Source organism: Romboutsia faecis, from assembly GCF_014323405.1.
Taxonomy (GTDB): domain Bacteria; phylum Bacillota; class Clostridia; order Peptostreptococcales; family Peptostreptococcaceae; genus Romboutsia_E; species Romboutsia_E faecis.
The window spans coordinates 177,456-197,315 of record NZ_JACRWE010000001.1 but is presented as its reverse complement, the minus strand read 5'-3'; the positions used below and the strand labels follow the sequence as shown (position 1 = coordinate 197,315).

Here is a 19,860-nt window from a genome sequence, read left to right as displayed (position 1 = left end):
TGAACTAAAACATAAATATTAATGATGATAATTTTTAATATTATGGGGGATTGTAATATGAATAATACAAAAAAGTTTTTCATATGTAGTATTTGTGGTAACTTAGTAGGAATGGTAGAAAGCAAAGGGCCTAAAATTGTATGTTGTGGCAAAGTAATGAATGAATTAGTGGCGAATACTACAGAAGCTTCAGTAGAAAAACATATACCAGTAGTAAATATCAATGATAATAAAGTAAAGGTACAAGTTGGAAGTACATTACATCCTATGACACAAGATCATCATATAAGCTGGATATATGTGCTAACTAAACAAGGTGGACAGCGTAAATGTTTAGATGTAAATAGTGAGCCAATTATAGAATTTGCTTTAACTGAAAGTGATAAAATATTAGAAGTATATTCTTACTGTAATCTTCATGGATTATGGAAAGTAGAATTATAGATAAAATTTAAAATACAACTTAAAGAATGAACTCTAGTTATTAGAGTTCATTTTTTATTGATATATGAAGAGTTTATAAAATATAACGATAGAATTTAAGTATTTAATAAGTACAAAATATAGAAATATATTAGGAACATTGCTTGAAATTTTAATCCATGAAAAAAGAAATTAATTATTTTTAGAAAGTATCTATATTATACATAGAATTTTATACAGGTAATAAACGGTATAACACAAAGTATCATTTAGAGTAATATCGAACTCACTCTTTAGAATGTTATTATTTTTATAAATGTAGAAATTTATAAAATATAGAGGGAGATTTAATAAATGGGTAAAATTTTAAGAAAAAATATGGTAATATCTTTGATAATATGTATAGTTATGACAACAACAGCATTTGCTGGAAGTAGTAGACAGGTTAAGTATACATATGAATCAAATAACGGTAATTATACAGCAGGTAAACTTTCTCATCCAGAAAATGGACCAAAAGAAGACGATGGAATAATAGATTTCGAGAATGGAGATGCAGATACAGGTCAAAACTATTCTTGGTCATCAGTAGGATATGGAAAGTATATGTACATAGGGACTTGCTATGGTGCAATGTATAATACAATGAAAAAAATGGCTTATGAATTAAATATGGAATTAAGTGAGCTTAAAGCAATCGTAAATGTTTTATATAACGGAACTTTATATGTTGGAGATGAAAAAAATAATCCTGAGGCACAAAATAGAGCTGTAATAGTTAAGTTAAATACAGAAACGCTAGAAGTTTCAATAATTGAACCTCCTAAAAATATGGGTGGGTATAGGGCAAGTATTGAATTTAAGGACAAATTATATTTTTCTGCAACAGGAACAACACCATATCTACTAGAAATTGATCCTAAGACAGATGAAACTAAAGTTGTATATAAGTCACAAAAACCTTCAAGTCCATCAATATCTACGGGGATAAGAGGATTAACTGTAGTAGGTGATGAGTTAATTGCAAGTATGATAGGAGATAATGGCGCGTATATAGTATCATCTACGGAACCTTCAAAAGGAGAGTCATCATTTAAAACAATTTGTACTCAAGAAGACTTATTAGACTACCCTGCATATCTTTATACAGATAGTATATTTGGTGGTTCTATATGGGATATGGTATGTTTTAATAATAAATTATACTTTACTGTAGTAACAGGAAAGAATGGAGATAAATCTTCATTTGCCATGTTTAGAGGTGAAAATGATGAAAATGGGAAATGGACATTTGAGCCTATAATAGGAAAAGAAGAAGATAATACTAAATATCCATTAGGATTAGGTGCATCAAGAAGTGGAGCTGCTAATTTAGAGGTATATAACAACCACTTATATATAGGGGGATATAATGACCCTATGATAGCATTATCAGATGTACTTAATTTTAATTTTGAGAATTTATATAAAGATTTAAGTGAACCTGTAAATCTTTGGCGTATGGATAAGAGTGAAGATATAGAACTTGTAGCAGGAGAGCCAAATAAATTATTTTCAAAACGTGTAGGAAATCAAACTTCTGGATTTGGTTCAAGTTTAAATCAATATGTTTGGGATATGGAAGTATATCAAGGAAAGTTATATCTGGGAACATTTAATATAGGCAGCCTAGCTTATCCGATTATGCAGTTTACAAATGGGGATGTACTTGATATGACAAAAGAAGAAATAGAAAGTCAAATAAAGTATATAAAAGAGCTGATAGAAATATTATCAAATAAACAAAATTCTTCATCTAAATTAGAAGAAGTAATAAGTGAGGAAACCGAAACAGAAGAAATTAGTGAAGAAACCATTAATAAAAAAAATGTTAATGAAGAAGATAATAATGAAGAAAATAGCAACAAGGATATAGATATTAAAGAGGAAACTATAAGTGAGAATATAAATGAAGAAAGTGTTGTGAAAACATCAGAAAAAGAAGTTTTAACGCAAGAAAATGAGAAAATTATAGATTCACTAGAAGAAATGAGTAAAAACTTAGAGGTAATTACTGAAGAATTAGATTCAACTTATGAGGATAATACATCGAATAGAAGCATATCTGAGCAAGAGATTGTTTTAAAATGTTTAGAAGATGCAAAAAAAATATATGAAGAGTATAAAGACGAGTTATCGGAAGAAAGTATTGAAAGTTTAGATAAACTTTTAAATAAAGAAAAAATACAAAACTTTAAGTATTTTATAGAAAGCTGCAAATATTTAAGTAAAGGTCAAAGAGGGTTCTCATTATTAGTATCAGAGGATGGTAAAAATTTCGAAACAATCACAAATGATGGTTTTTCGGATCCATATAACCATGGGCTTAGAACTTTTTCAAAAACTACAACAGGTTTAACTATAGGAACAGCAAATCCATTTAAAGGAACTCAGGTCTGGAAAATTACTGATAATAATGCTGACTCAATTAAAGATTCTATAGTAGATAATAATAAAGCAACTTATGACAAATATAAGAAAGAGGAAGTAGCGTTTAAGATAAGATATAATGGGAATACTTTAGAGTCTGTACAAAAAGATTATAAGAGTTTAACTGAAGGAACGGAGTATACTTTAAAAGATGAATATATAGTATTTAGTACAGATTATTTAGATACATTAGATTTGGGTACACATGAATTTAGATTTAGATTTAGTAATAATGGATTTGTCGATGTAAAAGTCGAAGTTATAGATTCTAGTTCAGAAGATACAGATAATCCAAAAAAACCAAATGACACAACAAAACCTAATAATAATGATAAAAATGAGAGCATAAGTGGCCCAAATAATATACAAACCGGGGACGATAGTGGAATAGTAATACTTACGATTTTGAGTGTTTGCTGCTTAGTAGCATTATTTATATTAAATAGAAAAAATAGAATGAAAAGCTAAGTTTTAGAAGATTAAAATAAAAAATGACCTTATTAATAAGGTCATTTTTTATGTATTTATTACAGCAGAAATATTATAATATACTGATTTTAATTATTAGAGTTCATTTTTGTCTATAATCAATTTATCTAGATTTTATAAAAATAATATATTATAGTAAAATAAGAATATATGAATAAACTATAATTACTAAGGAGGAGAAGTATGGAACGTATTTTTTTAGTAGAAGACGAAATTAAATTAAGAAATGAAATATCAACTCTTTTAGAAAGAAATGGTTATAAATGTACGAGTAGTGATGATTATCAAAACATTATAACAGATATACTTAATATTTATCCTGATTTAATACTTCTTGACCTTAATTTACCTGTATATGATGGGTTTTATATATGTAAAGAAATTAGAAAAAAATCTGATATACCAATTATTGTAGTTACTAGTAGTAAAAGTGATTTAGATGAACTTGATGTATTAAATTTAGGTGCAGATGATTTTATTAGTAAACCATTTAATCCTAGAATATTACTTGCACGTATATCTTCTGTATTAAAAAGAAGTTCTGGGGATAAAAAATCTATGATTATATCTCATAATGGTGCTGTACTTGATGTATTAAAAAGTAAAGTTTCTCACAATGGTAAGAGCATAGAGCTTACTAAAAATGAACTTGGGATACTAAAATTACTTATGGAGAATAAGGGAAATATAATACCTAGAAATGAAATAATAAGTAATCTATGGGATATGGCAGAGTTTGTTGAGGATAGCACCCTGACAGTTAATATTAATAGACTTAGAAAGAAGCTTGAAGATATTGGGCTTAAAGATTACTTAATAACTAAGAGAGGGTTAGGTTATATGGTATGACAATATTAAATTATATTAAAGATAAAAGTTTAAGTATTTTTATATTATTTATAACTGTTATAATATCATATTCATTCATGTTAGCAGTTAATATAGAGAGTCATTCTGCTATATTTATCGAAATGATATTTATTATTTGCTTTGTATTAATTCTTATATTTGATTTTATAAAAAAGAGAAAATACTATAATGAATTATTAAAATCATTTCAAGATATAGAAGAAAAGTCCTATATTACTGAAGTAATAAAAAAACCTAATTTTATAGAAGGTAAGATATTATATGACATTTTAAAAGCTGAAGGTAAGTATATAAATGATATTAATCAAATGTATAATAATAAATTTACAGAGTACCGTAGATATATTGAAACATGGGTTCATGAAGTAAAAACACCAATAGCTACATCTAAACTTTTAATAGAAAATAATAAAAACATAACTACATTGAGTATAGAAGAAGAAATAACTAAGATAGATGATTATGTAGAACAAGTTCTTTATGTATCAAAAAGTGATACTGTAGAAAAAGACTATCATATAAAGAAAGTTTATATGCAGGATATTGTAATGGATGTAGTAAGAAGAAAATCAAAAGAGATAATAAATGAAGGTATAAAGCTGACCTTACATGATTTAGATTTTTATATACTTTCAGATGAAAAATGGATTGAGTTTATTATTGGCCAAATAATTAGTAACTCTATTAAGTATAAAGGAGATAAACCTACAATTGAAATATACACTGAAAAATTAGATAATAAAATCAACTTATATATAAAAGATAATGGAATCGGTATTCCGCAACAAGACATATCTAAAGTATTTGAAAAAGGATTTACAGGTTCTAACGGAAGAAAAAAACACTCTGCATCAACAGGCATAGGACTATATTTATGTAAAAAACTTTGTGATAAACTAGAAGTAAGCATTGAGGTATTACCTGATAATATAGAAGGAACAACTATTAAATTAACATTTTTAGAGGCTAGATAATAGTCTCTTTTTTACGTTTATTTAATCAATATTTTATTATATAGGTAATAATATTACAAAAGTGTTATACAAACGTTATGTAAATCTGTGGATGGTAATTTTACGCGATGGTATTATTATATCAACAAAGGGAGGTAATAAAATGAATAAAATATTAAATGTGAAAAATATAGAAAAATATTATAGAAATAAAGGGAGTCTTACAAAGGCTGTTGATAATATAAGTTTTGAAGTAGAAAATGGAGAATATATAGGAATAATGGGTGCTTCGGGAAGTGGAAAAACCACTTTATTAAATTGCATATCTACAATTGATACAATAACTGCGGGTAATATTTATATAGATAGTAATGATATAACTAAAATGGATGAAGATGAGCTATCTAAGTTCCGTAGAGAAAAGCTTGGATTTATATTCCAGGATTTTAATTTATTAGATACGCTTAATGCACATGATAATATTGCATTAGCGCTTGCAATAACAGGTACTAAATCTAAAGAAATTGATTTAAGAATAAACAATATAGCTTCAAAATTAGGGATAAAAGAAATACTTAATAAATATCCGTATGAAATGTCTGGAGGTCAAAAACAAAGAGTTGCTTGTGCAAGAGCTATAATTACAAAACCATCATTAATTTTAGCAGATGAACCTACTGGGGCGCTAGATTCTAAGTCAGCAAGAATGTTTTTAGAAAATCTTGAGGTTTTAAATGAAGAATTAAAAGCGACTATTTTAATGGTAACGCACGATGCTTTTACAGCTAGTTACTGTAAAAGAATTTTATTTATAAAAGATGGTAAGATATTCAATGAGCTAGTACGTGGAAATGATACTCGTAAAGAATTCTTTGATAAGATAATCAAGGTAATTTCTATCCTTGGAGGTGATAATCAGCATGTTTTCTAGAAAAAGAAAAAATAGTCACAAGCGTAAAAAAAATTATGTATCTCAAGTTTCAAATGAGTCGTTCAAACAGTTAGCTAAAAGTAATGTGAAAAAAAGTATTAAAGATTATATGATTTACTTTATAACACTTTCATTTGGTGCAGCACTTTTATATAGTTTTAATTCTATAGATAGTATATTATCAAATCTTATGGGTAATGGGTTGCTAGATTCGTATATTTACATGGCGAGAGGTATATTAGGAGGATTCTCTATAATTATATGCTTAATTTTTGGATTTTTAATAACTTATGCAAATAATTTCCTTATGAAAAAACGTAAAAGAGAATTTGGAATATATACAACTCTTGGAATGGATAAAAGAGATATAAACAAACTAATGTTTAAAGAAACCACTATTATAGGCTCTCTTTCGTTATGTTTTGGATTAATATTTGGTATATTTGCGTCACAAGGACTTGGCATAATTACATTTAAAATGATAAATCTTTCTTCGATGTTTAGATTTTCCATCTCACTAAGTGCCATAATAAAAACGGTATTATTATTTGGACTTGTTTTATTACTTGTAAATAAATTTAATAAAAAGGCTATTGAAAAATATAAATTAATAGATTTAATAAACTCAAATAAGAAAAATGAAATTTTTACAACTAATAAGGGAAGAAAGAATTTTATTACATTAGCTATATCAATAGCTCTAATATTATTCTCTTATATAATACTAAATAATTTATTAGAACCTAGTACACAAATAATCACTGTATGTATAGCTTTAATAACAATTGGCACTTATTTGTTCTTTATATCAATAGCTGATTTCATATTAAAACAAATAAAAAAGCATAAAAAATTATATTATAAAAATTTAACAATGTTCGTGATTAGTCAAATGAGCAGTCGTATTAAAACTATTAGTTTTTCTGTTACCATAATTTGTTTAGTAATATTTTCAGCTTTGATTACAATGCCTTTTGGCATGGGATTTGCTAATTATATGAAACAAGGATTAGATGTAATTACTCCATATGATGCTACAGTTATTAGGTATAATGATAGAAATCAAGATGAGGGTACATTCTATGAAGACAGAGTTTATAGTGATAATAAGTCATTAACGAACAAAACATATACTACTATAAAAAATGACTTAATTAAAGCTAATTTCCCTTATAATGAGTTAGTATCCAAATCTTTTGAAGTTAAATTGTATCAACTAAAAGATTTAACTTTAAGTAAGCTTCTTGATAATATTAAAGATGAGGATGACTATAATATACCTATTATGGGTATCACAGACTATAATAATATAAGAAGATCACAAGGTTTAGAAGAAATAATCCTTATGAATAATGAATTTGCATTAAATGGTGATATAACAAAGAGTAAAGATATATTAGATAAATTAACTGATAATGATTTAAATGCAAGCTTAAATATAAACAACCATACACTTAATTTTTTAAATATACATTCCAACATAAATTATTATAATAAAAATTTTTTATCTAGTGAATTGACTGTAATAGTTCCTGATAATGTATTAGAAAATTTATATCCAACTATAACATATTTAAATGTTGACTACATTAAATTAAATAATGAATATGACAATAAATTTAGAGGTGCGTTGTCTGACTTTATAGATAATGATAATCTTAATTTAAGATTTGAATCAAAGTTAGTTATTGATGGAGAAAAAATTGCCTTGAATGTAGTATTCTCTTTTATAGCGATATATTTAGGAGTAATATTACTCATATCAGCTGGAGCAATACTAGCACTTCAACAAATTTCAGAATCAACAGAGAATAAAGAACGTTTTGATATTTTAAGAAAAATTGGTGTTAAAGAAAAAGATATGAAAAAAGCTGTATTTTCTCAAGTATTCATTTTCTTTATGATGCCTTTAGCATTAGCCTCACTTCATGCTATATTTGTATCGCGAGTATTAAATGAAGTAATACTAGAATTATCAAGTGTAGGTTTATTAAAAAATATATTGATATCATCAGCAATAGTAGTAGTAATTTATGGCTCATATTTCTTTGCAAGTTACTTTGAAAGTTTAAATATAATAAATGATAAAAAAAGTATATAAAAAAAGTCTCTTGTTAAAAAAACAAGAGACTTTTTTTATATACTATGAGATTATGATAAGTAATCTTGCATGTATAAAAAATTATAAAAAAATATAACTTTTTATGAAGTTTAGGAGTCTAATATATGAAAGGAGGATGAATATGGAAGATAAACTAGTAAAGAAAGCAATAAAAGGAAATTTTAAAGCTTATAGTATCCTTGTAAATGAATTGAAAAATGAAGGATATAAATTAGCTTATACAATATTAAAAAATGAAGATGATAGTATAGATGCATATTTACAGGCGGTAGAAAAGGGGCTTAAGAGTATAAATAAACTCAAAGATCCTCAATATTTCAAAACTTGGTTTTTAAGAATAGTAATAAACGAATCTAAAAACATAATAAAAAAGAACCATAAAATTGTATATTTAAATGATATAAAAATAGATGAAATTAAAGAAAAACTTGATACGGAAACAAAGATAGACTTAGAAATTGCACTAGAAAATATTGAACCGCAGGTTAAAGAAATGATAAAGCTAAAGTACTATATGGGATATAAACTAGATGAGATAAGTAGTATATTAGATATTCCAATAGGAACGGTAAAAGGAAAAATGTATACAGCTTTAAAAAATATGAGAAAGGAGTTAGAAATTATAGATTATGAAAATAGATGATAAGGAAATAGATAAATTATTATACGGATTTCAAGGTGATGATATAGATATACCAAGTGAGTTAGATTTAAAGTTAAATAATAAGCTAGAAGAAATAAAACCAAAAGGCAATAAAAATAAAATAATAGCAGTAGTTGCATCAATTTTATTACTATCAATTTCATATACGACTATTCCATCTTTTAAGTCTTTTGCAAATCAAATATTTAGCTATTTATTTAGTGATATTGGAATAGAAAATGCTATAAATAATGGATATGAGGTTATAGAAAGTCAAGATATAAATATAGGTTCATATAATATGACTATCGAAAATATATACATAGATAATCTAAGGCTTGGATTTGATATAAAAATAAATAATAGTGAAAAAATAAATGAACAAACTAGTCTAGACTTAGGTGTTAATCATGAGTCATTTGATGGTGGAGTTAGTATGGAATATGCATGGTTTACAAATGATAACAATTATAAATCAAATGTTTCAGTTATGGGAGACGGAATTACTAATTTATATAATCAAAAGCCAGACAAGATAGAACTAATATTAGAACTTTGGGAAAATGGAGATAAATTAATTGGGACATCTAATGTAACTTTTAATATTCCAAAAGAAGTTTATGATAATAAGACGGTCGATATTAATAAAAATATAAACGATGATAAATTAAACTTAACTATAAAAAAATTAGAAATATCACCAACGATGATGTATTTAATTACAAGTGGAATATGTGATGGTAATGATGTAAGTGGTTTATACAACTTTAAAGTTGTATCAGATCAAGGTAATATTTTTAAAGATAATTTAGGAATTTCAGGTTTAGGAGGAGCTAATGAATTTAAGCAAACTATTGTTCCCTCAATGTATTATGATAAAAGTAAAAAATTCAAATTAAAGGCAGATGGAGTTTTAGTTTTTTGCAATGAAGAGTTAGAGATTAAGCTAGATGATACTTATCCTAAAAAGGAAAAATATTTTGGAAATGAATTGATTATAAAAGAAGTTATTTATAAGAATGGAAATTTAGAAGTCAAGATGATAGAAAATGAAAATATAGATCATTTATCATCAGGAATGTTAGATGGAAAAGAATGCTCATCTTCAGGTGTTTACCAATATGATGAAGAGAGTAATAGTAGGGTTTACACTCATTTTTTTGAGAATATAGAAGAAAAAAATGTTTATAAGTTTAGACCTAATCTAATAATGAAATATAAAATTCCTATTGAAATCGATTTAAAATATAATAATTAAAAATTAATCATTATAAATTATGTATAAAATATAATATAGTTTTATGAAATTATAAAAATAGTGATAGATTATGTGTTTTATCACTATTTTTATATGTTAAAAGGTTATAGATTATCTAAAACTTTACGTATATTAAATCTTTTTCATTATATCGAGCGATAGCGTAAAGAAGATCAGATAATCTATTTATATATTTTAGTAAAAGAGGATTTACAGATTCAACTCTACTAAGTGTATAAATTCTTCTCTCGGATCTTCTACATATAGTTCTAGCAATATGTAAATTTGCTGAAATTAAACTAGAGCCAGGGATTATAAAAGCATCTATTTTATCTATCTTCTCAATATAATTATCAATAAGATTTTCTAAGTGTCTTATATCTTCTTCATTTACCGTATTTTTATATTTACATACGTCCTTAGTAGCGAGTTCTCCAGAAACTGAAAATAGTTTTAACTGTAAATCTTTTAATATTTTTTTATCTTCGCCTTCAGCATAAAGAGTACAAAGTCCTATGTAGGAATTTAGCTCATCAAGAGTTCCATAAGATTCAACCCTTATATCATCTTTATCAACTCTAGTACCATCGTATAAGGATGTTTGTCCTTTGTCTCCTGTTCTTGTATATATTTTCATAATTACAACACCTTCATATTTTATTAGCTCTTAATATAATTAATAAAAGAACTTATTATAATATTTTTATTCCCATTTGAAGAATTTTATAATCATAATCTTTCCTTCAAAATACAATATAAATCTTTATGGGACAAAGCAACATGATTAAAACAATTAGTAGACAAATAGCTATAAAGTGTATTTTGGTGCCTGGATGACTTTTGACTTCGAAGCATTCTAAGTAATTCATAACAGAATCTGGTACTGTTACCATAGCAGAAATAGCTTTATCACTATCAAGTACACTACCTCCACCTATTGCTAGAACAGCATCAATATTACATTGTCTATGATTTTTTACAGTTTCATCAATAAAGTCTGGTGAGGGTTCTTCAAAGATAGGTACAGAGTAGATCGTTTTATCATTTAAGTTATTTAGTAATGGTTTGTAATGATGTGAATTTTTAAAGGATTGTCCTCCTGTTATTAGTAATATATTACTATAATTTGTAAGTAATTTAGGTAATTCTGATAACTTATTGTATCCAAATATTATGTATGGCATGGGTGCAAAATTAAAATTTTTTATCATAAGAATTAGTTAATAATTAATGGTATGAATATTTCCTAATCAAATTAAAAACTATTTTATTTGAAATTTATAAAGTAATAGTGTAAAATCTTCATATTAAAATTAACAATATGGAGAGACACATGGCACAAAATATTCAAACACAAACATTAAAAAAGCAAAATTCATTTATGGATTTTCTAAAAAAAGAAATAGTTCTAGTTATAGCAACTGTACTTGCAATAACAAGTTCATTTACTTCTATTCCAAAGCTATCATATATAGATTTTAAAGTATTAATATTATTATTTAATCTTATGATAGTTGTAGCAGCTTTTAAAGAGCTTAAGGTTTTAGATAGTATAGCTATTGGACTTTTAAAAAAGTGTAATACATATACATCAATATCATTTGCACTAGTTTTTATTACATTTATAGCATCAATGATAGTAACTAATGATGTAGCGCTTATTACATTTGTACCACTTAGTATAGTTATAGCTAGAAAAGCAAATATTGATGTACTAAAAATAGTTATTTTCCAAACTCTTGCAGCAAATCTTGGAAGTAGTTTTACACCAATGGGTAATCCTCAGAATTTATTTATATATTCATATTATGATTTAAGCCCTATAGACTTCTTAAAAGCAACATCGCCAATAGTTATTTTAGCAATAGTGTTTTTATCTATACTTATAATTAAGGGCAAGAAGATTAAGTTAAAACTAGATTTATCAGATGTTATTATGGAAAATAAAAAAGATGTAATTTTATTCTCATTACTATTTGTCATTATATTATTATCAGTTTTTCATCTTATAGACTATAGGATTACTTTTATGATAACTATAGTTACTGTGCTAATATTAAATAAAAGATTATTTAAAGAAGTTGATTATTCTTTATTACTAACATTTATAGGATTCTTTATATTTATAGGAAATATATCCACAATGGATGTAGTTAGGAACTTTATGGAGAATATATTAAATAGTGAAAAATCTACATTTATATCTAGCATCTTAGCTAGTCAGATTATTAGTAATGTACCAGCTACTATGCTTTTATCAGGTTTTACTAATCATTTTAAAGAATTATTATTAGGAGTTAACATAGGAGGTATGGGTACTTTAATAGCTTCACTTGCAAGTGTTATTTCTTATAAAATTTATACTAGCGAATTTAAAGATAATAATGATAGGTATCTAAGTAAATTTACTTTATACAACATATTAGGACTAGGAGTTTTTGTACCAATAATATATTTACTATTATTTTAAGTAAATATAGTCTACAGTATGGATGGTCATAGAATATTTATATTTAAATTTATGTACTTAAATAATAAAAAATTAAAATCATAAAAATTAATCAAAGTTAAAGCTAGTCAAATTAGACTAGCTTTATATATTTTATGCATTATAAGTATAAAAATTAAAGAGCTCACTATCATTTACTTTAAATTGCATGTATTGAATAAAAAAGTCCTGTATTTAGCTCTATGGATCCTTTATCCTCTGTTTTAAAAGAGATAGTTCTTGTTGATTTATCATAACTTATATCTGATATAAAAAAATTATATTGTCATAATTAACAGCAAAATATTTAAGTAATATAAACTTTCAACAATTTAATAAGTCATTATAGACACGCTCTTAAAGTATAAAAAAGAAAAAACAAATGATATAATTAATTAAACTATTTGGATATAAATGGTATAGGGATAATGCTATTTTATTATTATAAAAGGAGATTTTAATATGAAAAATGTTTCACTTAGAAGTTGTAACAGCTATAAGTATGAAGAGGTAAAATCACAAGTTGAGAAGTTAATAAATGACTTAGGTGGACTTGAGAAATATATAAAAAGAGATAGTAAAGTATTTATAAAACTAAACTTAGTTATTAAGAAAAAGCCAGATGAAGTAGCAACTACTCATCCAATTGTGTTAAAAGTAATTGCAGAGAAGCTTTTAGAACTAGGGTGTAAGGTAATAGTAGGTGATAGTCCAGGTGGACCATACACAAAATCATCTTTAAAAGGTGTATATAAAACATGCGGAATAGAAGAAGTATGTGAAGAACTTGGAATAGAGTTAAATTATGATACATCTGAAGTAAAAGTAGAAAATCCAAATGGAAAAATACTTAAGTACATGACTGTTATAAAACCAATTGTTAATGTAGATCATGTTATAAACATATGTAAATTAAAAACTCATGCTATGGCAACTTTTACAGGTGGAGTTAAAAATTTATTTGGGGTTATACCTGGAGTTTCTAAGGCAGAGTATCATTTTAAGATGCCTAAGGTAGATGACTTTACAGAAGCTTTAGTTGATATTTGTTCTTATGTATCACCTAGTCTTACAATAATGGACGGTGTAATAGGAATGGAAGGAGAAGGACCAACAGCAGGTGTTCCTAGAAAGATAGGTGTATTACTAGGTTCTGAAAGCCCTTATGCTATAGACATTGTAGCTTGTAATATTATAAATTTAGATCCTAATAAAGTACCAACTGTTCAAAGATGTGTAGAAAGAGAATTTATAGAAAAGGATTTTTCTGATGTATGTGTACTAGGTGAAAAGGTAGAAGATAAGGTAATTAAAGATTTTAAGATACCTTCAAATAGGAGTATAAGCTTTTTAAGAGGGATTGTACCTGAGAGTGTTGAGATTTTTGTGAACAAAAAGCTAGCAGGAAAGCCAGTTATTAACTATAAAGAATGTATTAAGTGTGGTGAATGTAGTAGGGTTTGCCCTCCTAAGGCGATTAACATGGAGAATAAGGGACCTATTATTGATTTAGATTATTGTATAAGATGTTTTTGTTGTCATGAGTTGTGCCCTAAGAAAGCTGTGGATTTGAAGAGACCTTTTGTGTTTAGGTTTTTTAGATAAAAAAGAGTAGTTATGTTTTATGTTATAATTTATGTATATAATATATAGTAACTGACAATTATTTTGAAGGTAAATAAAAAAGTATGCCTAAATCCAATGCTTTTAATGCAGAGAACTTTGGTGAATTGATGTATAAAAAAAAGACTAGTGCTGATTTTTCTTTGGAGATGAATAGGTCTATAAAAGAGTGGATCAAAGATTTTACTAAGGATGTATAAGTTTGCTAAAGTTATATTAATTGTAGTCAAGACCACTAATTAAGTTATTATGATATTTTTAACTAAAAGCTTAAAATTAAATAAAATTATTATAAAATGGAAAACTCTATTTTAGCTATTTTTCTAAAAGCTAGGATAGAGTTTTTTAATGAATATTAAAGATAAGAATTTATAAATAATTAAATAAATACTGCTAAAAATAATAATTGATTATTTAAAATGAAAATTTATGTCAGAGAAAGATAAAAAAAATACAGGAGGAAGCTCAATGGGAAACAAGTTGTTAGAAGCCATATCACATTTGGCAGATTCATACACTCAAGTCACACCAGATGTATTAGTATTAGAGTTTAGAATAGTAAATGCTTGTATAGTTAGCAACTTAGATGGTGATGAAAATAAATGGGTGCTTGTTGATACAGGTCTAGAAAGTTCAGATGAGTTTATAATTAAATGTGCAAAAGAAAAGTTTGGTGAAGAAACTAGACCAGAAGCAATAATATTGACACATGGTCATTTTGATCATATAGGTGCAGTTAAGAAATTATTAGAATATTGGGATGTTCCTGTATATATACATGAGTTGGAATTACCTTATGTAACAGGTAAAAAGGATTATCCTTTAGCTGATCCTCAAGTAGATGAAGGTTTAGTTGCTAAAATGTCGATAACATTTCCTCATACAAGTATAGACTTAGGAGATGCAGTAAAACCTCTTCCTAAAGATGGAACTATACCACATATGCCAGGGTGGAAATATATACATACACCAGGGCACTGCGAAGGTCATATTTCATTATTCAAAGAGGTAGGTAAAATTCTTATAGCAGCAGATGCTTTTTGTACTATAAAACAAGAATCATTTTTCTCTGTATTAATACAAAAACTTAAAATAAGTGGGCCTCCTAAGTACCTGACTACTGATTGGGATTTAGCAAAGAAATCAGTTGAAAAAATAGTTCAACTAAAACCAAAGATTGCTATACCTGGTCATGGAAAGCCACTAGAAGGAGAAGATTTAAAAGAACATTTAGATAAACTACTTGAGAATTTTGATGAAATTGCAAAACCTGATGAAGGGAAGTTTGTTGATGATAAATGATATAAAAGCTTACATTGGAGGTTTAAGTGGTGAATAAATTTTGGAAAGAGTTTAAGAATTTTGCTATGAAGGGTAAGGTTATTGATTTAGCAATGGGTGTTATTATAGGAAACACTTTTTCAAAAGTTGTTTCATCCATAGTTTCGGACTTAATTATGCCTGTGCTTAGTATGTTTATAAATTTTGATGACTATAAAAATTTTAGAATACCAATTGGAGGTAATGGTGGATCCATTGCCATAGGCAGTTTCATTAATAATTTAATTAATTTAGTGCTAGTAACAGTTATATTATTTTTATTTGTAAAAATGGTAAATAAACTTAGAAATGGACAGGCTATAAGTTTAAAGAGTGAACATCCAAAATCGGAAGATGTAGCATTGTTGGAAGAAATACGTGATTTGCTTAAGGATAATATGAAAAGATAAATGTGATGATAAAAATTAGGAAAAGATGTAGTAAAATTTTATTTACTACATCTTTTTTTATGCTGTCAATTTGATTTGAGGGTACGTTGTGGATAGCTTTGATGATTTTATGTATAAAAAGATTAGTGCTTGGAACTTAATTCCAAGCACTATCTAAAGAAACCTACGCTTGTTAAAATTATACCTATTGCACTTAAGCCTGCTAACCAAGTGATTATAATATTAAGAAGGTCTGTCATAATATCACCTCTATTAGTAAATATGGTCAACAATGTAAAAATCTAAACTAAAAATAAATAGTTAAAATAAAAGTTTTCAAGAAGTTATATTATAGTTATAAGCTAAAATATATTAAGAGACTAAATATATAATTATAATTAAGAAGGGGATAATAAATTGTTTTTTACTAGAGAGCAAGTGATAGATAAATTAAAAACACAAATAAAAGTTAATGGAAGTATAATAGGTGTATCATTAGGAGCAGGAATAATAGCAAAGTCTACAGAAAGAGGAGGGGCAGACCTAATATTAGCTTTAAACTCCGGAAAGTTTAGACAAATGGGGGTTAGTTCCTTAGCTGGAATGTTACCATTTTATAATGCAAATGATTTAGTTATGGAGTTTGGCTCAAAAGAAATACTTACAGTAGTAAATCAAACTCCAGTAGTATTTGGTTTATGTGCAACAGATCCAAGTATATGTTTAGATGAATACATAGAAAAAATATATAATATGGGTTTTTCAGGAATAATAAATTATCCATCTATTGGTATGATAGATGGAGTATTTAGAGAGGCGTTAGAAGAAAATGGTATATCATATGAAAAGGAAGTAGAAGCAATAAAGGTAGCAAATAGGAAAAATATATTTACAATAGCATTTGTATTTAATAAATATCAAGCAAAATTAATGGTAGAAGCTGGAGCTGATGTAATATGTGCTCACCTTGGATTTACAAAAGGAGGTATATTAGGAGCTAAAAAGATACTTTCACTTGAAAACAGTGTAAAGCTATCAAATGAAATTTTTGATTCATGTGATTTAATAAAAAAAGATACAATTAAGGTCATATATGGAGGACCAGTAAATTCATCAGTAGATGTAAAGTATATATATGATAATACTAATGCAATGGGTTATTTTGGAGGATCATCTTTTGAAAGGATACCGGCAGAAGAATTTATAGCAAATAAAACAAGGGAGTTTAAAATAACTTCAAGATTAGAAAATGATGATCTTTTAAATAAAATGATGGAAGGCGTAAGTAACCATTTTGACTATGTGGAATTTATAAAGGAATATATATCATCAAGCTATATGGAAGATATAACTTTTTCAGATTTATGTAAAGTAGCACATATTTCAAGATCGCATCTAAGTAAATTATTTAATAAAGAAGTTGGTTGCAGTTTTCCAAAGTACTTATCAAGATATAGAATAAATAAAGCATTAGAAATACTTAAGAAAGAAAATATTCAACTAAAAGAAGTTGCAAATCTTGTAGGATATAAAGACTACTCACACTTTAGTAAAGCATTTAAAAATCAAGTTGGAATCTCACCAAAACAATATATAGAAGAAGACAAAAATACAACTATATAATACAAATTTACATATACTTTTATAATCAAAACTACTACTATAATCTTAAAGAAAGATATCGTTTTCTTAATGCTTTGATAATCTATAAGGAGGTTATACATTGAAGACAATAGCTATAGCAGGAACTTTTGATTCAAAGGGAAAAGAGTATTTATTTATAAAGAATATAATAGAAGATTTAGGACTTAAAACATTAACAATACATAGTGGAGTATTTGAACCAGAGTTTGAAGTAGATGTGTCTAATGAAGAGGTAGCAAAAGAAGTTGGATATGATATCAAGGAAATTGCAGCTAAGAAAGATCGTGCATTGGCAACAGAGGTATTATGTAAAGGTATGAAAAAAATAATACCGAAATTATATTCTAAAGATAAGTTTGATGGAATAATATCCTGTGGTGGAAGTGGTGGAACATCATTAATTGCACCAGCGATGAGAGAATTACCAATAGGTGTACCTAAGATAATAGTATCAACAGTTGCATCAGGAGATAATTCTAAATATGTAGGGACTAGTGATATAATAATGTACCCATCAATAGTAGACGTTGCAGGATTAAATTTAATATCGAAAAAAATATTTACAAATGCAGCATTTGCAATTTGTGGAATGGTTAAATTTGAAAGTGTGGAAGAAAAAATAAATAAACCATTAATAGCAGCAACTATGTTTGGTGTAACTACACCATGTGTTGATAAAGCAAGAGAGTATCTAGAAAATAAGGGATATGAAGTATTAGTGTTTCATGCAACTGGAACTGGTGGGAAAACAATGGAAAGCTTAGTTGAATCAGGATTTTTTAAAGGCGTTTTAGATTTAACAACAACAGAATGGTGTGATGAGCTTGTAGGAGGAATATTAAGTGCAGGAGAACATAGACTAGAAGCTGCTGGAAAATGTAATGTACCTCAAGTTGTTTCAGTAGGAGCTTTGGATATGGTTAATTTTGGACCAATAGATTCTGTACCAAGTAAATTTAAAGATAGAAATTTTTATAAACATAATCCAAGTACTACTTTAATGAGAACAACGGTTGAAGAAAATAAAGAGTTAGGTAAGATAATATCTGATAAGTTAAATAAATCTCAATCTCCAACTATATTAATGTTACCTTTAAAAGGTGTGTCTATGATAGATGCTAAAGGTGAAGCTTTTTATGGAGAAAAGGAAGATGAGATGCTATTTAATACATTAAGAGAAAATATAGATAATGATAATGTAGAGATTATAGAAATGAATAACCATATAAATGATGAAGAATTTGCACTTACAGCAGCTAAGAAATTAGTAGAATTAATGAATGAAGTTAAAGTTAATATATAAATTTTAAGGGGGAAATGAAATATGAGATTAACTCGTCAAGAAGTATTAAATAACTTAAGAAATGAAATAGAAAAAGGGAATATAATATTAGGGGCAGGCGCAGGAACTGGAATATCTGCTAAAAGTGGAGAAGCAGGTGGAGTAGATTTAATAATTATATATAACTCTGGTAGATATAGAATGGCAGGTAGAGGATCTTTAGCGGGACTTTTACCATATGGAGATGCTAATCAAATAGTTGTAGAAATGGGAGCTGAAGTATTACCTGTTGTTAAGCATACACCAGTATTAGCTGGAGTTTGTGGAACAGATCCATTTAGAATAATGGAAGTTTATTTAAAACAACTTAAAGAACAAGGATTTGTAGGAGTTCAAAACTTCCCAACTGTTGGTTTAATAGATGGTGTATTTAGAGATAATTTAGAAGAAACTGGTATGGGATATGATTTAGAAGTTGATATGATAAGAAAAGCACATGAGTTGGATATGTTAACTACTCCATATGTATTTAATGAAGAACAAGCAAAACAGATGGCAGAAGCTGGAGCTGATATATTAGTTGCTCATATGGGGCTTACTACAAAAGGTACTATAGGAGCAAAAACTGCACTTACATTAGATGAAAGTGTAAAAAGAGTTCAAGCAATAGCTGATGCTGGTAAATCTGTAAATCCAGAGATAATGGTAATTTGTCATGGAGGTCCAATAGCTGAACCTTGTGATGCAGAGTATGTAATTAAGAGAACTACTGGTGTTGATGGTTTCTTTGGTGCATCTAGTATAGAGAGATTTGCTACAGAGGTTGGAATTAAAAATCAAGCTGAGGCATTTAAAAATATAAATAAATAATTATTGATGAAAAAGAGTGATTAAATAGATTATTATTTAGTCACCTTTTTTAATTTGAGTATTTTATAAAAGGACAAGCTTTTGAT

The 19,860-nt window shown here is 27.0% G+C and carries 18 protein-coding genes; 16 read left to right on the top strand and 2 right to left on the bottom strand.

What is annotated here, in order from left to right; translation table 11 throughout:
• Positions 1-57: 57 nt before the first annotated feature.
• From H8923_RS00925 to H8923_RS00890, 8 genes are all read left to right on the top strand, one after another.
• Positions 58-444, top strand: coding sequence for a desulfoferrodoxin family protein (locus H8923_RS00925; protein WP_153971482.1), 387 nt, complete (start codon positions 58-60; stop codon positions 442-444).
• A gap of 333 nt (positions 445-777) precedes the next feature.
• Positions 778-3,360, top strand: a complete 2,583-nt coding sequence (locus H8923_RS00920; RefSeq protein ID WP_153971483.1) for a X2-like carbohydrate binding domain-containing protein — start codon at positions 778-780, stop codon at positions 3,358-3,360.
• Positions 3,361-3,564: 204 nt separating this feature from the next.
• On the top strand, positions 3,565-4,230 hold the full coding sequence (locus H8923_RS00915; protein ID WP_153971484.1) for a response regulator transcription factor: 666 nt from the start codon (positions 3,565-3,567) through the stop codon (positions 4,228-4,230).
• Positions 4,227-5,225, top strand: a complete 999-nt coding sequence (locus H8923_RS00910; RefSeq protein ID WP_153971485.1) for a sensor histidine kinase — start codon at positions 4,227-4,229, stop codon at positions 5,223-5,225. The genes H8923_RS00915 and H8923_RS00910 overlap by 4 nt, the downstream gene beginning before the upstream one ends.
• 142 nt (positions 5,226-5,367) lie before the next feature.
• Positions 5,368-6,135 carry an ABC transporter ATP-binding protein gene (locus tag H8923_RS00905; RefSeq protein WP_153971486.1) on the top strand — a complete coding sequence of 256 codons (768 nt, stop codon included), beginning with the start codon at positions 5,368-5,370 and terminating at the stop codon, positions 6,133-6,135.
• The gene (locus H8923_RS00900) at positions 6,125-8,236 is read left to right on the top strand and encodes an FtsX-like permease family protein (protein ID WP_153971487.1); all 2,112 of its coding nucleotides are present in this window, start codon (positions 6,125-6,127) and stop codon (positions 8,234-8,236) included. Before H8923_RS00905 ends, H8923_RS00900 begins: the two co-directional genes overlap by 11 nt.
• Before the next feature lie 142 nt (positions 8,237-8,378).
• Positions 8,379-8,900, top strand: a complete 522-nt coding sequence (locus H8923_RS00895) for a sigma-70 family RNA polymerase sigma factor (protein ID WP_153971488.1) — start codon at positions 8,379-8,381, stop codon at positions 8,898-8,900.
• Complete coding sequence (locus tag H8923_RS00890) at positions 8,887-10,158, top strand: DUF5643 domain-containing protein (RefSeq protein WP_153971489.1); 1,272 nt, start codon at positions 8,887-8,889, stop codon at positions 10,156-10,158. Before H8923_RS00895 ends, H8923_RS00890 begins: the two co-directional genes overlap by 14 nt.
• A gap of 115 nt (positions 10,159-10,273) precedes the next feature.
• Here the strand turns inward: H8923_RS00890 and H8923_RS00885 are convergent, their stop codons facing one another.
• On the bottom strand, positions 10,274-10,795 hold the full coding sequence (locus H8923_RS00885) for a cob(I)yrinic acid a,c-diamide adenosyltransferase (protein WP_153971490.1): 522 nt from the start codon (positions 10,793-10,795) through the stop codon (positions 10,274-10,276).
• A 106-nt stretch (positions 10,796-10,901) separates the two neighbouring features.
• Entirely contained in the window at positions 10,902-11,342 is a 441-nt protein-coding gene (locus tag H8923_RS00880; protein WP_187127797.1) for an iron-containing alcohol dehydrogenase, read from the bottom strand.
• Between the two features lie 149 nt (positions 11,343-11,491).
• Here H8923_RS00880 and H8923_RS00875 point away from each other — a divergent pair, with 149 nt between their 5' ends.
• From H8923_RS00875 to H8923_RS00845, 8 genes are all read left to right on the top strand, one after another.
• The gene (locus H8923_RS00875) at positions 11,492-12,628 is read left to right on the top strand and encodes an SLC13 family permease (RefSeq protein WP_153971492.1); all 1,137 of its coding nucleotides are present in this window, start codon (positions 11,492-11,494) and stop codon (positions 12,626-12,628) included.
• A gap of 480 nt (positions 12,629-13,108) precedes the next feature.
• The gene (locus H8923_RS00870) at positions 13,109-14,251 is read left to right on the top strand and encodes a DUF362 domain-containing protein (protein ID WP_153971493.1); all 1,143 of its coding nucleotides are present in this window, start codon (positions 13,109-13,111) and stop codon (positions 14,249-14,251) included.
• A gap of 83 nt (positions 14,252-14,334) precedes the next feature.
• On the top strand, positions 14,335-14,469 hold the full coding sequence (locus tag H8923_RS17435) for a hypothetical protein (RefSeq protein ID WP_263457691.1): 135 nt from the start codon (positions 14,335-14,337) through the stop codon (positions 14,467-14,469).
• A gap of 268 nt (positions 14,470-14,737) precedes the next feature.
• Complete coding sequence (locus tag H8923_RS00865; RefSeq protein ID WP_153971494.1) at positions 14,738-15,571, top strand: MBL fold metallo-hydrolase; 834 nt, start codon at positions 14,738-14,740, stop codon at positions 15,569-15,571.
• 29 nt (positions 15,572-15,600) lie between these two features.
• Complete coding sequence (gene mscL / locus H8923_RS00860; protein ID WP_153971495.1) at positions 15,601-15,999, top strand: large conductance mechanosensitive channel protein MscL; 399 nt, start codon at positions 15,601-15,603, stop codon at positions 15,997-15,999.
• Positions 16,000-16,395: 396 nt separating this feature from the next.
• Positions 16,396-17,601 (top strand): phosphoenolpyruvate hydrolase family protein, encoded by a 1,206-nt coding sequence (locus H8923_RS00855; RefSeq protein WP_153971496.1) that lies wholly within the window; start codon positions 16,396-16,398, stop codon positions 17,599-17,601.
• Positions 17,602-17,701: 100 nt separating this feature from the next.
• The gene (locus H8923_RS00850) at positions 17,702-18,925 is read left to right on the top strand and encodes a Tm-1-like ATP-binding domain-containing protein (RefSeq protein ID WP_153971497.1); all 1,224 of its coding nucleotides are present in this window, start codon (positions 17,702-17,704) and stop codon (positions 18,923-18,925) included.
• Positions 18,926-18,946: 21 nt separating this feature from the next.
• Positions 18,947-19,774, top strand: a complete 828-nt coding sequence (locus H8923_RS00845; RefSeq protein ID WP_153971498.1) for a phosphoenolpyruvate hydrolase family protein — start codon at positions 18,947-18,949, stop codon at positions 19,772-19,774.
• Positions 19,775-19,860: the final 86 nt, after the last annotated feature.

Coding starts and splice junctions, on each gene's coding strand:
- H8923_RS00925 (WP_153971482.1), top strand. CDS start 58: ATGAATAATACAAAAAAGTTTTTCATATGTAGTATTTGTGGTAACTTA.
- H8923_RS00920 (WP_153971483.1), top strand. CDS start 778: ATGGGTAAAATTTTAAGAAAAAATATGGTAATATCTTTGATAATATGT.
- H8923_RS00915 (WP_153971484.1), top strand. CDS start 3,565: ATGGAACGTATTTTTTTAGTAGAAGACGAAATTAAATTAAGAAATGAA.
- H8923_RS00910 (WP_153971485.1), top strand. CDS start 4,227: ATGACAATATTAAATTATATTAAAGATAAAAGTTTAAGTATTTTTATA.
- H8923_RS00905 (WP_153971486.1), top strand. CDS start 5,368: ATGAATAAAATATTAAATGTGAAAAATATAGAAAAATATTATAGAAAT.
- H8923_RS00900 (WP_153971487.1), top strand. CDS start 6,125: ATGTTTTCTAGAAAAAGAAAAAATAGTCACAAGCGTAAAAAAAATTAT.
- H8923_RS00895 (WP_153971488.1), top strand. CDS start 8,379: ATGGAAGATAAACTAGTAAAGAAAGCAATAAAAGGAAATTTTAAAGCT.
- H8923_RS00890 (WP_153971489.1), top strand. CDS start 8,887: ATGAAAATAGATGATAAGGAAATAGATAAATTATTATACGGATTTCAA.
- H8923_RS00885 (WP_153971490.1), bottom strand. CDS start 10,795: ATGAAAATATATACAAGAACAGGAGACAAAGGACAAACATCCTTATAC.
- H8923_RS00880 (WP_187127797.1), bottom strand. CDS start 11,342: ATGCCATACATAATATTTGGATACAATAAGTTATCAGAATTACCTAAA.
- H8923_RS00875 (WP_153971492.1), top strand. CDS start 11,492: ATGGCACAAAATATTCAAACACAAACATTAAAAAAGCAAAATTCATTT.
- H8923_RS00870 (WP_153971493.1), top strand. CDS start 13,109: ATGAAAAATGTTTCACTTAGAAGTTGTAACAGCTATAAGTATGAAGAG.
- H8923_RS17435 (WP_263457691.1), top strand. CDS start 14,335: ATGCCTAAATCCAATGCTTTTAATGCAGAGAACTTTGGTGAATTGATG.
- H8923_RS00865 (WP_153971494.1), top strand. CDS start 14,738: ATGGGAAACAAGTTGTTAGAAGCCATATCACATTTGGCAGATTCATAC.
- H8923_RS00845 (WP_153971498.1), top strand. CDS start 18,947: ATGAGATTAACTCGTCAAGAAGTATTAAATAACTTAAGAAATGAAATA.